Below are 13,071 nucleotides of genomic sequence, written 5' to 3'. Positions count from 1 at the left end.
GGCGAGCGAAGAGGAGTCACCACGTGAGCGAGGCCGCCTATGTCGGGCGCGGGGTCCACCGGACCGCCGTCGAGGGCCTGGCCCTGCGAATCTTCGACGGTACGTACGACGAGGGCGACACCCTTGAACTGCCCGCTCTGATGGCCGAGTTGGGTGTCAGCCAGACCGTGCTGCGCGAGGCCGTCAAGGTGCTCACGGCCAAGGGCCTGCTCGACGCCCGCCAGAAGCGCGGCACCTTCGTCCGGCCCCGGGCCGACTGGAACCTGCTCGACAGCGACGTACTGCGCTGGAAGCTGGCGGCCGGGGCGCCGCCGGACTTCTTCGCCGACGTCCTGGAACTGCGCCGCGCCATCGAGCCGGCCGCCGCCTCGCTGGCCGCCGAGCACCGCACGGAAGAGGACCTGGCAGCCCTGGACGGCTCGCTCACCGCCATGCGGTCGGCCGGCGCCGACCCCGTGCTCGCCGTGCGGGCGGACACCGCGTTCCACAGCGCCCTGCTCACCGCCTCGCACAACCGCTTCTTCGTCCAGCTGCGCCGCGTGATCGTGCCCGCGCTCGTGGCGCGCGGCGGCCACGGCAGCTCCGGCGGACAGGCGGGCCCGGTGCCCGCCCACGCCGAGGTCGTCCGGTCCGTGCGGGAGGGCGACGGGGACGGCGCCTACATGGCCGTGCTCGAACTGCTCGACCTCCCCGCCGGGGACCGGGGGGCCGGCGCATGAGCGTGTTCACGTTCGGCGAGACGGTGCTCGCGCTGCGCGGCAGCGGGCCGCTGCGGCTCGGCGCCACCCTGGACGTCGCGGTCATCGGCGCCGAGTCCAACGTCGCCACGGGCCTCGCCCGGCTCGGGCACGAGGTCCGCTGGGCGGGCGCGGTCGGCGCCGACGAGGCGGGCGAGCTGGTGCTGCGTACGCTGCGGGCCGAGGGCGTCGACGTGTCGGCGGCCTCGGTCGACGAGGGGGCGCCCACCGGCCTCGTCCTCCTGGAGCCCCGGCAGCCCGGCCGCACGCGGTCGCACCCCTACCGGGCCGGGTCGGCCGCGTCCCGCATCCGGGCCTGCACGATCGCCGAGGCCTTCACGGCCGCCCCGCCCGCCCTCCTCCATCTGACCGGCACCACCCCGGCGCTCGGCCGCTCGGCCCAGTCGGCGGCCTGCCTCGCGCTCCAACTCGCCTCGGAACACTCGGCTATGGTCTGTCTGGACGTCAACCACCGCCCGGAGCTGTGGAGTTCGGCGGAGGCGGCACAGGTGCTCCGGGAGTGGGCCCCCAGGGCCGACATCCTTTTCGCCACCGAGGACGAGCTGGCGCTCTGCCTGCCCGAAGGTTCCCCGGACGACACCGGGCAGCGGGCCGAGGAGCTGCTCGCGCTCGGCGTCGGCGAGGTCGTGGTGAAACCGGGCGCTGCCGGGGCGACCGTGTACGCGGCGGGCGCCCGCCCGCACCGCCCTGCCCGAGCGGTACGGTCCCCCGACGCGGCCGGCGCGGGCGACGCCTTCGTGGCCGGGTACCTCTCGGGACTGCTCGACGGCGCGGCCACCGCTGACCGCCTGGACCGCGCGACGGCCGCGGCGGCCTCCGCGGCCGCCTCGCCCGGCGGCTGGGAGGGCACCCCGACCCGCGCCGAACTCGCCCTGCTGACGGGCTGAGCGCGCCCCTCGAACCCCTCCGGGGCGGTCCACGGCGGTGGCCCGGCCCGGAGGCCCGCCCCTGGGGCCGGAGGTGGACGGACCCCCGGCCCCAGGTCTCCCCTAGTCTGGACCCATGCCTCGCTACGAGTACCGCTGCCGCTCCTGCGGCGACACGTTCGAACTCAGCCGCCCGATGGCCGAGTCCGCCGCCCCCGCGGTGTGCCCGGTGGGCCACGACGACACGGTGAAGCTGCTCTCCGCCGTCGCCGTGGGCGGCTCCGCCAAGTCCGGCCCGGCGGCGCCCTCCGGGGGCGGCGGCGGTTGCTGCGGAGGGGGCTGCTGCGGCTAGCCCGTTCCGCTGCCGGAAAGCGTCGCGCGCCCAAGGACGGCCACCTCGGCGGAACCTAGCGGCGCCGGGACAGCGTCAGGCCGTCCGCGACGGTCAGCAGGACGCTGTCCATCCGCTCGTCCGCGACGACGTGCTCGTTGAACGCCCGGATGGCCGCCGGCGCCCCCGTCGCCCCGGGGTCCACGACCCGCCCGTGGAACAGCACGTTGTCCGCGGCGATGAGGCCCCCGGGCCGCAGCCGGGGCACCAACTCCTCCCAGTACGCGATGTAGTTGTCCTTGTCGGCGTCGAGGTACGCGAAGTCGATGTGCGGCTCGGCCGGCATCGCCCGCAGCGTGTCGAGCGCGGGCGCGATCCGCAGTTCGATGCGGTCCGCGACCCCCGCCTTCGCCCAGGCCTCCTCGCCGTACGCCGTCCACTCCTCGGAGACGTCGCAGGCGATCAGCTTCCCGTCCGCCGGCAGCGCCTGCGCCATGGCCAGCGCCGAGAACCCGGTGAAGGTGCCGACCTCGACGACATGGCGGGCGTTCACCAGGCGTACCAGGAAGGCGAGGATCGGGGCCTGCTCCTCGGCCGACTGCATGCCCGCGTGGTCCGGCAGCCGGGCGTACGTGGTCTCCACCAGTTCCCGCTGCACCGCGTCCAGCGGCGGGTTGTGGGCCAGCATGTAGGCGTACAGCTCATCGGTGATTTTGGTGCTGTTTCCCTTGGTCATGCGGCGACCGTACCCAATACCGCACCGCTGCGGCATGCCCCTCAGGACGCCGCACGGGCCAGGAAGCGGCGCAGGATCTCCTCGCCCGCGAGCACCCCGCGCTCGGCCAGCGCCTCGGTGCACGGCGCCTGCCAGCCGGCCTCGGCGAGCTCGCCGTGGCCCGGGCGCCAGCCCTGGTCGGCGGCGAGCAGCAGGTCCGCGTCGAGGAGCGAGTCCCCGGCGGCCAGGGTGAGTTCGGCCCCGGTGCGGCGGGCGACCTCGCGGACCGCCGCGCTCTTGGTGAGCGGTTTCGGCACGGCGTAGATCTTGCGACCCTGGAGGGAGACGGTCCAGCCGCGCGGCTCGGCCCAGAGCGCGAGCTCCTTGACCCACCCCTCGGGCAGCAGCTCCCGCTCGACCACGAGGTAGGCGAAGAGGTCCTCGGCGATCCGCTCCTTGCGCAGCCACGCGGGGTCCGCGACGGCCCGCAGATGGGCCCGTACCTCGTCGAGGGAGGCGCACTCGGCGGCGATCCGGTCGGTCACCGAACGCGCCCAGTCCTGGTCGGACACCCCGTCCACGAGCAGGTGCCCGCCGTTGGCGCAGATCGCGAACCGCGAGGGTCCGCCCGGGAGTTGGATGCGCTGGTACTGCTTGCGCGTACGGGTCGTGGTGGGCACGAACACGGTCGCGGACTTCAGCTCGGCGAGCAGCCGGGCCGCGTGTTCGGTGACGTACGAGAGGGGCTTGTGCTCGTGCACCTCGACGCACAGGAGGCGCGGTGCCCGGTGGTCGGGCATGGTGAGGGCGAGGGCGGCGGCCGAGTAGATCAGGGTGCGGTCGAGGTCGCTGGCGACCAGGACGGGCGGGGTGCTCACTTGGCGGCCACCGCCTTGCCGTCGGCGCCGGTGGCGCCCCGGGTGTACTGGGGGTGGATCAGGCCGACGCAGCTGTACGGCAGGCCGTCCACCTCCTCGACGGGCACTCCCCGCTGCTCGGCGAGCAGCCTGACGTGGTCGAGGTCGGCCCCGGCGCCGCGTCCGGCGAGGATCTTCCAGGGGACCCGGCGCAGCAGCACCCGGGTGGTCTCGCCGACGCCGGGCTTGACCAGGTTGACGTCGTGGATGCCGTACTCCTCGCTGATCCGCTCGACGGCCGCCCAGCCCTCCCAGCTCGGGGTGCGGTCGGTGTCGCGCAGCGCCTTGGCCTCGCGGTCCACCTCGTCGGCGACCGCGTCGAAGCGGGCGGCGACCGTGTCGAGGAAGGCGCCCGACACATCGGCGCCGGCCAGCTCGCGGTAGAACTTGGCGCCGTGGAAGTCGCCCGGACCGATCAGGTCCTGGCGCAGCACGGTACGCGAAATCAGCCCGGAGACCGTGGAGTTGAGGCAGGCAGACGGGATCAGGAAGTCCTCGCGGGTGCCGTAGGTGCGCACGCAGGAGCCGGGGTCGGCGAGCACGGCGATCTCCGGGTCGAACCCCGCGAACTCGGGGAACTCACCTAGCGCGGCGGCCAGTTCGCGGGTGATGGCGCCCTTGCCGGTCCAGCCGTCGACGAACACGACGTCGGCGGGGTCGTGGTGGGCGGCGAGCCAGCGCAGCGCGTTGGGGTCGATGCCCCGCCCGCGCACGATGGACACCGCGTAGTGCGGCAGGTCCAGGCCGTGCCGGTGCCGGGCCCAGCGCCGCATCAGGACGCCGACGGGCGTGCCCGCGCGGGCCAGCGAGACGAGCACCGGGCGGGGTGAGCGCTCGGCCAGGACCGTCTCGGTGACCACGCCGACGGCCCGCGCGATCCGGTCGGCCGAGGCGTCGAGCGCGACGCGGAACAGCTCCTGGTACTGGGGGCTCGGCTGGTATTCGACCGGCAGCGACTCCGCGTAGTGCGCGCCGCCGCTCTGGATGGCCTCCTCGCGCTCCTCGGTGGGGGCTTCGAGCTCGACCCCGGACAGGTCCTTGAGCAGCCAGCCCACCTCGTCGGGGGCGTAGGAGGAGAAGGCGGGACCGCGCAGCGGCTCGGGCATGGGGGAACCTTCGGGTACGTACGAGGGCAGCACGGCGAGCACGACGTGCGGGATGTGGGCGGCGAGCTGGGCCAACAGGCCGTCGGCGGCGTGCAGTTGGGGGGTGTCGGCGGCCGAGTCGACGACGGCCACGACCGCGTCGAAGCCGCCGCCCGCGACGTTGTACGCGTACCGCTCGCCGGGGCCGTCGGCCGGGTCGTCGTGGGCGGGGAAGGCGAGCCTGGTACGGATGGCGTACCCGGGGTCGTCGAGGGCGAGCACGGGCGAGCGGGTGGTGGTGGAGTAGCGCACCTCGGCGCCGCCGCGCTCTTCGAGGGCGACGGCCAGACGCAGCGGCGCGTACATCAGCTCCTCGAAGCCGAGGACGAGCACGCGGCGCGGAGCCCCGGTACCGGCACTGGCACCGGCACCGGCCCCGAGCGCCTCGGCAAGGCTGCCCGCCATGTCCGGCAGCGCCGCCTCCAGGGCGGCCCGGTGGGCCGGGGTGAACCCGTGCCGCCCGCCGTCGGGCAGGCCTGCGGGCCAGCGGAGGGCGACGCGGTGTGCGCGGCCCGAGGACTGAGCGCCGCTCTCACCGGGCAGATGGCCCTGGTTGGGCACCTCGTGCTCCTCCACCAGCGCCCGCCCCTTCTCGAGCACCCCTTCCGGCAGCCGTACCGTGCCCGAGGCCGAAGCGATCAGGTCGACGCGGGCGCCGATGTCCGCCGCGAAGGCGGTGAGCCGGTCGCGGTCGCGCGGAGAGCGCATGTCGACGAGGGCGACGATCACGTAGTGGTCGCGGGGATGGCGCGCGTGCAGGTCGCGGATGGTGTTGAGGACCGTGTTCCCGGTGGAGAACTCGTCGTCGACCAGGACCAAGGGTCCCTGCCCCGCGAGGAGTTGGGGGTCCTCGGGGAGCAGCAGGTGGGAGGTGGCGTGGGAGTGGGACTCCTCGAAGCCGCCGGCCGTGGCCACGCCCGGGACCGGGCGGCGGGTGGAGTGCAGATACGGGGCGAGGGCCAGGCCGTCGGCGACCGAGTGGCCGAGCCCGGTCGCGGTCTCGGCGTACCCGAGCACCACGGCCCGCGCGGCCACCTCGTCCCCGAGCAACTCCCGCACCCGTACGCCCAGTTCGTATCCGGTCCCCCACACCAGCGAGGGAAGCTGCGGCACGTGCTTGCCCAGGACGTTGGAGACGAGCAGATGGGCCCGCTTCGGGTTGCGGCGCAGGGCGAGGCCGAGCAGGGCGCTCAGCCGTTCGTCCCCGACGAGCTCGACTCCGAGCCGCTCGGCGACCCACGTTCCCGACCACTCAACCACGTTGCTGTGTCCTTCTGTTGGTGCGTCAGCCGGCCGGGCCGGCTGCTGGTCCGTCCGGTGCGTCAGAGCGTCAGGCCGGCCGTCAGGAGGTCGACGAAGCCGACGTCCTCGGCGGCGACGCCGAACACCTCGGCGCGCAGCAGGGTCCGCTCGGCCCAGGCCCGGTGCGGCTTCACCTCGTTCATCTTGTTCGTGTATGCCGAGCGCAGCACACCCCCGCCGCCCCGTTCGGGCCGCAGGATGTCCGCCGCGTCGGTGAACTCCTCGTGACTGACCACCGACAGGGCGTGCACGGGCACCACGTGCGAGGGGTGGATGCAGGTCTTGCCGAGGAGGCCGTTGGCGCGGTCGAGCTCGATCTCGCGGAGCAGGCCGTCCAGGTCGTGCTCGATCAGCGCGGTGCGCAGCTCCTCGGCGCGGCCCTCCAGGAAGGGGCTGCGGCGCAGCTGGGGCTTGAACATCCGCTCCTGGAGCCGGAAGTACTCCCACACCGGGCCCGTGATGGTGAAGCCGCTGCCGTCGGCCCGGCCGAGCACGTTCACCACGTCTCCGATGACGCCGGCCACGATCTGGACGTCGTAGGCGGTCATGTCGGGCGAGCGGCGCAGTCCGTAGCCGGAGCAGAAGTCGGTGACGCCGAGGCGCAGGGCGAGGACGCGCTCGCGGTACTTCTCCACCGTACGAGCAATTCCGGCCAGGGTCTCGGCGCGGGTCTCCAGGTGGAGCAGTTCGGGCGATTCCAGGACGGGCATCGCGAAGAGCCGGCGGCCGCTCGCGGACTCGGCGGCGGTGAGCGCCTCCAGGAAGCCGATCCCGCGGTCCTCGGTGAACTTCGGCAGGACGAAGCCGCACAGCAGGCGGGCCGAGGCGCCGAGGCGCTGCACCAGGTCGGGTATCTGGAGGGGCTCGCGGACCCGGACGAAGAGCAGCGGGACCTCTTCGCCGCGGGCGTCGAGGTCGGCGAACTGGCGCACCAGATTGGCCTCGGCGGCCACCACCTCGGCGTCGTCTATCGAGTCCTCCAGGCAGAGCACCATGGACACGACACCCCTGCGGGCCTGTTTCAGGACGTCGTCGGCGAGCGCGGGGCGGGTCGCCGGGCTGTAGAGCGTGGCGCCGAGCGCGGCCGAGAGCACGCGCGGGGACGAGCCCGCGGTGAACTCGCAGGGCTCCTGATGAAAGAGGCTCTTCCGCGCAGCCGGCGGGAGGTGCCCGAAATGCCGCATACATATCTCCCGTACTGCCAGGACGGCCGAGAATTTGGGTGGCCGGTAATAGTACGTAGGAACACGTGTCAAGAGTTCCCCAAGTGCGTGAAGTTCAGGTAACTCGTCTGCATCAACCGCCCCGTACGTGGTCGGCGGCTACGCCGCGGGGCGTACCCGGCCGGGCCCCGCGTTGTCCGGGGGCCCTGCGGGAAGGCAGGATGACGGGCATGACGCACGCGATGCTGAAGGGATCGAACGTCCCGCTGGAGGCTCCGGCCGTACGGGCCGTGCTCCGCTGGTCGCCGGGCGCCGACGTCCCGGACGTGGACGCCTCGGCGCTGCTGCTCGGTGCCGACGGCCGGGTGCGTTCGGACGAGGACTTCGTCTTCTACAACCAGCCGCGCCACCCCTCGGGCCTGGTGCGCAGGCTGCCCAAGAAGCGTGTCGCGGAGGGGCTCACCGACACCGTCGAGGCCGATCTGGCCGCGCTCGACCGTTCCGTCGACCGGGTCCTGATCACCGCCTCGTCGGACGGCGCGACCTTCCGGGCGGTGCGCGACCTGCGCATCCTGCTCTTCGACGCGGCGGTGTCGGGGGCCGAGCCGGTCGCCCTGTTCGACGTGAAGCCGGAGACCGGCGAGGAGACGGCGATCATCTGCGGTGAGCTGTACCGCCGCGGCGACGGCTGGAAGTTCCGCGCGGTGGGCCAGGGCTATCCGACCGGCCTGGTGGGCCTGGCCACCGAGTACGGCATCTCGGTGGACGACGGCGAGGGCCCCGACGGCGCCGACAGCGCGCCGAGCACCCCCAGCGTCTCATCCGTGCCCCAGCCGCTGCCGCGGCACATGGCCCAGCCCGCGTACGGCTACCCGCATCCCGCTCCCCCGGCGCACCCGCCGGCCGTGCAGCCGTCCTACGGCTATCCGCAGCCGGCCTCGCCGCAGCCCGCGTACGGCTACCCCCAGCCGGCCCCGGCGCCCGATCCCGCGTTCGTGCTGCCGCCGATGGGGCCGCAGTTCATCCGTCCGTAGGCCGGGGGGCGCGGCTCAGGCCTTGGTCTTGTAGCCGCGGCCCCACTGGAGCCCCCAGCCGTACAGCCGGTCCAGCTCGGCCTGGAAGCCGTAGACGAACTTCACCTCGCGCCGCACCACCATGTCGCCCTTGACGTTCTCGATGGAGACCACCGCGCAGGAGCGGGCCTCGGGGGCGCGCTCGTCCAGCTCGATCTCGATGCGCGGGCCGTTGCTCGGGTAGAGCGTCACCTTGGCGTGGGTGCGGTCGAAGGCCGGGGTCTGGTCGTAGATGTAGACGAAGACCAGCAGCCGCTTTATCTCGTCGCGGTGATCCAGGTTGACGAAGATCGTCTCGCCCGAGGCCGAGCCGAACCGGTCGTCGCCGCTGCACTCCACATAGGGCGCCTTGTTGGTGGCGCCGAAGAAGTTGCCGAGCGGCTGGACCACGCCCTTGGTGCCGTCCTGGAGCTCGTAGAGACAGCCGAGGTCCAGGTCGACGTTGACCATGGACTGGGTGTGCCCCTGGACCATCTCCGGCTTGAAGAACTGCAGCGGATGGCGCAGCAGCCGCCCGCTCTGCTCGGACTTCCCGCCGAAGTCGGAGGTCCGCATCCGCCAGGACAGATTGACCCGCAGGCTGCCGGTGTTGGCCCCCTGCTTGCCGAGGGAGACCGTGTTGTGCCGTCGGGTCAGCTCGATCGTGTTGGTCGCCGCGCTGCCCGAGTCGAACTGTGAGGCCCTGCCTCGCCACAGGCCGTCCCAGAACGCCATTGCCCCCACCCCATAGGTCCGTGAACCGTCCCCGCACACAATGCTCTGCGGGGCGGTCGGCGAGGTTCGAGCCTCGTGACCGCCCCGCAGAGAGCGTTCCTCAATCCGGGCCGGATCACACGCGCCAGGGCGTGCGCTCCGGAAGCACCGGGGTCACACCCCGGAGCCGACTTCCGCCGGTTCGCCCGCACCGTCTCCGCCGGCCGCCGCCAGACGCCGGTTGCGGCGCACGGAGGAGAAGAAGGACCAGGCGATGAGGACGACGCCGACCAGACCGGTGATGACCTCGTTGATCTCGTACTGGATGGTGACGAGCAGAATCACGGCCAGCGCACCGATCGCGTAGTGCGCCCCGTGCTCCAGGTAGACGTAGTCGTCCAGGGTTCCCTGGCGGACCAGGTAGACGGTGAGCGACCGTACGTACATCGCGCCGATGCCGAGGCCGAGCGCCATCAGGACGATGTCGTTGGTGATGGCGAAGGCGCCGATGACGCCGTCGAAGGAGAACGACGCGTCCAGGACCTCCAGGTAGAGGAACATGAAGAACGCGGCCTTGCCGGCCATGGCCACGGCAGAAACCTTGCTGCCGGTGCGCTTGGCCTCTTCCTCGGCCTCGTGCTCGCGCTCCTCGTCCTCTTCGAGACGGTTCTCGAAGTAGCCGGAGAGGCCGCCGACGACCAGGTACGTGATGAGGCCGGCGATGCCGGAGATCAGCACCGTCTGCGCCTTGTCGACGTGTGCTCCGCCGTGCTGGTGGGCGTGGGTCGCGAAGGTCATCGAGGCGACGAGCAGGACGATCATCGCGATGCAGACGGACAGCATGTCGATCTTGCCCAGCTTGGCCAGCGGGCGCTCCAGCCAGGCCAGCCACTTGATGTCCCGGTCCTCGAAGATGAAGTCGAGGAAGATCATCAACAGGAACATGCCACCGAAGGCGGCGATCGACGGGTGCGCGTCGGTCACCAGCTGCTGGTAGCGGTCGGCGTCGTTCAGCGCCAGGTCGACCGCGTCGATCGGGCCGACCTTGGCGCTGATCGCGACGATGACGACGGGGAAGAGGAGTCGCATGCCGAAGACGGCGATGAGGACACCGATCGTGAGGAAGATCTTCTGCCAGAAGGCATTCATCTTCTTCAGGATTCCGGCGTTGACCACCGCGTTGTCGAAGGACAGCGAGATTTCGAGCACGGCCAGGATGGCGACGACCCCGAGGGCCGTCCACCCGTCGTACAGCACGGCCAGGGCCAGGCCGATCGCGGTGATCACGAATGACCAGCCGAAGGTTTTCAGAAGCACTGACTTCCCCATCGTGTAGAGCGGGCCGACCCCACGTAGAGCGGAGGTCCCCCCGCACCGCGCACGGCTTTACGCTGCTGTCTCCCGGGGAGGACCCCCGGACCCCCGGAAGGGAACGCCCCGGCCGGCACTCGATTTGAACGCAACCGGGCGATCTCTTTAGGAGACGTTGACCCCGAAGTCTAGAGCGATGCCCCGCAGACCCGATGCGTACCCCTGACCAACCGCACGGAACTTCCACTCGCCGCCGTACCGGTACAGCTCGCCGAAGATCATCGCTGTCTCCGTCGAGGCGTCCTCGCTCAGGTCGTAGCGGGCCAGCTCCTGGCCGTCTGCCTGGTTGACGACGCGGATGAAGGCGTTGGCGACCTGCCCGAAGGTCTGGCCGCGGTTGTCCGCGTCGTGGATCGAGACCGGGAAGACGATCTTGTCGCAGGCGGCGGGCACCTGCGTCAGGTCGACGATGAGCGACTCGTCGTCGCCCTCGCCCTCGCCCGTCAGGTTGTCGCCGGTGTGCTCGACCGAGCCCTCGGGGCTCTTGAGGTTGTTGTAGAAGACGAAGTACTCGTCGCCGAGCACCCGTCCGTTCGCGCACAGCAGGGCGCTGGCGTCGAGGTCGAAGTCGGCTCCGGTGGTGGAGCGCGCGTCCCAGCCGAGACCGACGAGCACCTGGGTGAGGTTCGGTGCGGCCTTGGAGAGGGAGACATTGCCTCCCTTGGCGAGCGTGACGCCCATGTTCGTGTCCTCCCCGAGAAGTGGAACAGGTGGTGAGCGCGTCCGGCGCCGCACCACAGGGGTGCGGCGCCGGACGGAGGAGCGGATCGGCTCAGACGTTGACGCCGAAGTCCTGCGCGATGCCGCGCAGGCCCGAGGCGTAGCCCTGGCCGATGGCGCGGAACTTCCACTCCGCGCCGTTGCGGTACAGCTCGCCGAAGACCATCGCGGTCTCCGTCGAGGCGTCCTCGCTCAGGTCGTAGCGGGCCAGCTCGCTGTTGTCCGCCTGGTTCACCACGCGGATGTAGGCGTTGCGGACCTGGCCGAAGGACTGCTGGCGGCTCTCGGCCTCGTAGATCGAGACCGGGAAGACGACCTTGGCGACGTCGGCCGGAACGGCGGCCAGGTTCACCTTGATGACCTCGTCGTCGCCCTCGCCCTCACCGGTGAGGTTGTCACCCTGGTGCTCGACGGAGCCCTCGGGGCTCTTGAGGTTGTTGAAGAACACGAAGTTCGAGTCGTTGGTGACCTTGCCCTGGTCGTTGGTCAGCAGGGCGCTGGCGTCCAGGTCGAAGTCACCCCCGGTGGTGGTGCGTGCGTCCCAGCCCAGACCGACGATGACCGCGGTCAGGTTGGGGGCGGCCTTGGTCAGCGAGACGTTGCCGCCCTTGCTGAGGCTGACTCCCACGAGTCCTCCCAATGGTGTGAGGGGGCCGGCTTGGTCAGCGTCCCCGTCGTGCGTTGGCATCGGATCAACGAATGGATCCTAGTAACCGGTTCCCGGGTCAAACAGACGATTCGGCCGAATGATCACGCGGTGTCGGCCGGTCGCCGGCCGGTGGTACACCCGGGTCGAGCAGGTCAGATGGTGTCGAGCGCCTTGAGGTACTCGTTCAGGTCGCGTGCGTCCGGAAGGCCGTTCACGACGGTCCAGCGGACCACGCCCTCCTTGTCGATGATGAAGGTGCCGCGCACCGCGCAGCCCTTGTCCTCGTCGAAGACGCCGTAGGCACGGCTGACCTCGCCGTGCGGCCAGAAGTCGGAGACCAGCGGGTACTCCAGGCCCTCCTGCTCGGCGAAGACGCGCAGGGTGTGGATGGAGTCGTTGGAGACGGCGAGCAGCTGGGTGTCGTCGTTGACGAACTTCGGCAGGTTGTCGCGCAGTTCGCACAGCTCGCCCGTGCACACGCCGGTGAAGGCGAACGGGTAGAAGAGCAGCACCACGTTCTTCTCGCCGCGGAAGTCGCTGAGCTTCACGGTCCGCCCGTGGTTGTCCTTGAGCTCGAACTCCGGGGCCTTGGTGCCGACCTCGATAGCCATGGAAACGCCTTCCCTTCAATGGGCCGATCTGGTGGCACCCACCCTACGCACCCCCCTATGCACAGGGCCCCCTCAGGCTGTGCCTGAGGGGGCCCTGTGGGGCGTGAGGAGGGATCAGCGCTTGGGGGACTTCAGGCGCGTGCCCGACCAGTCCTTGCCCACGCTGACGCTCTTGGCCGCCGACAGGCCGGCGGTCTGCGCGGCATCGTTGACGTCACTGGGCTCGACGTACCCGTCGCGGCCCGTCTTCGGGGTCAGCAGCAGGACCGCGCCACCGTCCTCAAGGAGACCGATGGCGTCCACCAGGGCGTCCGTAAGGTCGCCGTCCTCGTCGCGGAACCACAGCAGTACGACGTCGGCGACGTCGTCGTAGTCCTCATCGACGAGATCCTGGCCAATCAGGGACTCGATGCCCTCGCGGAGATCCTGGTCGACGTCTTCGTCGTAACCGATCTCCTGGACCACCTGTCCGGGCTCGAACCCCAGCCTCATGGCCGGGTTGGTCCGCTCCTCCGCGTGGTCCGCGGTCGCGCTCACGGCTTGCCTCCTGATCTTGATTCGGTAAGTTCTGCAGCCGCGCGCATGCGCGCGGCATTGGGCGTAGTCCACACGGGCGGGACGAATCTCGCAAGTACCCGGCCCCCGAACCCGCCCTTTGGGGGCCAGTGTGGCCGTGTTCAGGGACATCCGCATCCCCGCCGGTGATTCATCCCACACCATTGGTGACTGTTTGCACCGTTGTGTTCCTTTGGGTACT

At 71.1% G+C, this 13,071-nt stretch carries 14 protein-coding genes; 4 read left to right on the top strand and 10 right to left on the bottom strand.

What is annotated here, in order from left to right; translation table 11 throughout:
- Positions 1–23: 23 nt before the first annotated feature.
- From IE267_RS04490 to IE267_RS04480, 3 genes are all read left to right on the top strand, one after another.
- On the top strand, positions 24–719 hold the full coding sequence (locus IE267_RS04490) for a FadR/GntR family transcriptional regulator (protein WP_229860710.1): 696 nt from the start codon (positions 24–26) through the stop codon (positions 717–719).
- Positions 716–1,645: a sugar kinase gene (locus IE267_RS04485; protein ID WP_189762232.1), complete on the top strand. Its 930-nt coding sequence runs from the start codon at positions 716–718 to the stop codon at positions 1,643–1,645. The genes IE267_RS04490 and IE267_RS04485 overlap by 4 nt, the downstream gene beginning before the upstream one ends.
- Before the next feature lie 115 nt (positions 1,646–1,760).
- Positions 1,761–1,976: an FmdB family zinc ribbon protein gene (locus IE267_RS04480; RefSeq protein WP_167153498.1), complete on the top strand. Its 216-nt coding sequence runs from the start codon at positions 1,761–1,763 to the stop codon at positions 1,974–1,976.
- 55 nt (positions 1,977–2,031) lie between these two features.
- Here the strand turns inward: IE267_RS04480 and IE267_RS04475 are convergent, their stop codons facing one another.
- The 4 genes from IE267_RS04475 to IE267_RS04460 form a co-directional block, all read right to left on the bottom strand.
- Complete coding sequence (locus IE267_RS04475) at positions 2,032–2,691, bottom strand: O-methyltransferase (protein ID WP_189762231.1); 660 nt, start codon at positions 2,689–2,691, stop codon at positions 2,032–2,034.
- 41 nt (positions 2,692–2,732) lie between these two features.
- A complete protein-coding gene (locus tag IE267_RS04470) occupies positions 2,733–3,548 on the bottom strand; it encodes an HAD family hydrolase (RefSeq protein WP_189762230.1) in 816 nt (271 codons plus the stop codon).
- A complete protein-coding gene (locus IE267_RS04465) occupies positions 3,545–5,992 on the bottom strand; it encodes a phosphoribosyltransferase (protein WP_229860708.1) in 2,448 nt (815 codons plus the stop codon). Before IE267_RS04465 ends, IE267_RS04470 begins: the two co-directional genes overlap by 4 nt.
- A gap of 62 nt (positions 5,993–6,054) precedes the next feature.
- A complete protein-coding gene (locus IE267_RS04460; RefSeq protein WP_167153491.1) occupies positions 6,055–7,218 on the bottom strand; it encodes an HpcH/HpaI aldolase/citrate lyase family protein in 1,164 nt (387 codons plus the stop codon).
- Between the two features lie 200 nt (positions 7,219–7,418).
- On the opposite strand from IE267_RS04460, the gene IE267_RS04455 reads away from it, so the two are divergent.
- Positions 7,419–8,231, top strand: a complete 813-nt coding sequence (locus IE267_RS04455) for a TerD family protein (RefSeq protein WP_373304461.1) — start codon at positions 7,419–7,421, stop codon at positions 8,229–8,231.
- 15 nt (positions 8,232–8,246) lie between these two features.
- Here the strand turns inward: IE267_RS04455 and IE267_RS04450 are convergent, their stop codons facing one another.
- The 6 genes from IE267_RS04450 to IE267_RS04425 form a co-directional block, all read right to left on the bottom strand.
- Entirely contained in the window at positions 8,247–8,984 is a 738-nt protein-coding gene (locus tag IE267_RS04450; RefSeq protein ID WP_161247981.1) for a TerD family protein, read from the bottom strand.
- Positions 8,985–9,137: 153 nt separating this feature from the next.
- Entirely contained in the window at positions 9,138–10,280 is a 1,143-nt protein-coding gene (locus IE267_RS04445) for a DUF475 domain-containing protein (RefSeq protein WP_161247983.1), read from the bottom strand.
- A gap of 159 nt (positions 10,281–10,439) precedes the next feature.
- The gene (locus tag IE267_RS04440) at positions 10,440–11,015 is read right to left on the bottom strand and encodes a TerD family protein (protein WP_161247985.1); all 576 of its coding nucleotides are present in this window, start codon (positions 11,013–11,015) and stop codon (positions 10,440–10,442) included.
- Between the two features lie 91 nt (positions 11,016–11,106).
- On the bottom strand, positions 11,107–11,682 hold the full coding sequence (locus tag IE267_RS04435; RefSeq protein ID WP_161247987.1) for a TerD family protein: 576 nt from the start codon (positions 11,680–11,682) through the stop codon (positions 11,107–11,109).
- 173 nt (positions 11,683–11,855) lie between these two features.
- Positions 11,856–12,314: a peroxiredoxin gene (locus IE267_RS04430; protein WP_100576725.1), complete on the bottom strand. Its 459-nt coding sequence runs from the start codon at positions 12,312–12,314 to the stop codon at positions 11,856–11,858.
- Positions 12,315–12,428: 114 nt separating this feature from the next.
- Positions 12,429–12,851 carry a DUF3052 domain-containing protein gene (locus tag IE267_RS04425; RefSeq protein ID WP_161247989.1) on the bottom strand — a complete coding sequence of 141 codons (423 nt, stop codon included), beginning with the start codon at positions 12,849–12,851 and terminating at the stop codon, positions 12,429–12,431.
- Positions 12,852–13,071 lie beyond the last annotated feature (220 nt).

This window comes from Streptomyces xanthochromogenes, assembly GCF_014650455.1.
In the GTDB taxonomy this organism is placed as follows: domain Bacteria; phylum Actinomycetota; class Actinomycetes; order Streptomycetales; family Streptomycetaceae; genus Streptomyces; species Streptomyces xanthochromogenes.
Note: the sequence above shows the minus strand (reverse complement) of the source record. Positions and strands in the feature narration are given on the sequence as shown.

Coding starts and splice junctions, on each gene's coding strand:
- IE267_RS04485 (WP_189762232.1), top strand. CDS start 716: ATGAGCGTGTTCACGTTCGGCGAGACGGTGCTCGCGCTGCGCGGCAGC.
- IE267_RS04480 (WP_167153498.1), top strand. CDS start 1,761: ATGCCTCGCTACGAGTACCGCTGCCGCTCCTGCGGCGACACGTTCGAA.
- IE267_RS04475 (WP_189762231.1), bottom strand. CDS start 2,691: ATGACCAAGGGAAACAGCACCAAAATCACCGATGAGCTGTACGCCTAC.
- IE267_RS04460 (WP_167153491.1), bottom strand. CDS start 7,218: ATGCGGCATTTCGGGCACCTCCCGCCGGCTGCGCGGAAGAGCCTCTTT.
- IE267_RS04455 (WP_373304461.1), top strand. CDS start 7,419: ATGACGGGCATGACGCACGCGATGCTGAAGGGATCGAACGTCCCGCTG.
- IE267_RS04450 (WP_161247981.1), bottom strand. CDS start 8,984: ATGGCGTTCTGGGACGGCCTGTGGCGAGGCAGGGCCTCACAGTTCGAC.
- IE267_RS04440 (WP_161247985.1), bottom strand. CDS start 11,015: ATGGGCGTCACGCTCGCCAAGGGAGGCAATGTCTCCCTCTCCAAGGCC.
- IE267_RS04430 (WP_100576725.1), bottom strand. CDS start 12,314: ATGGCTATCGAGGTCGGCACCAAGGCCCCGGAGTTCGAGCTCAAGGAC.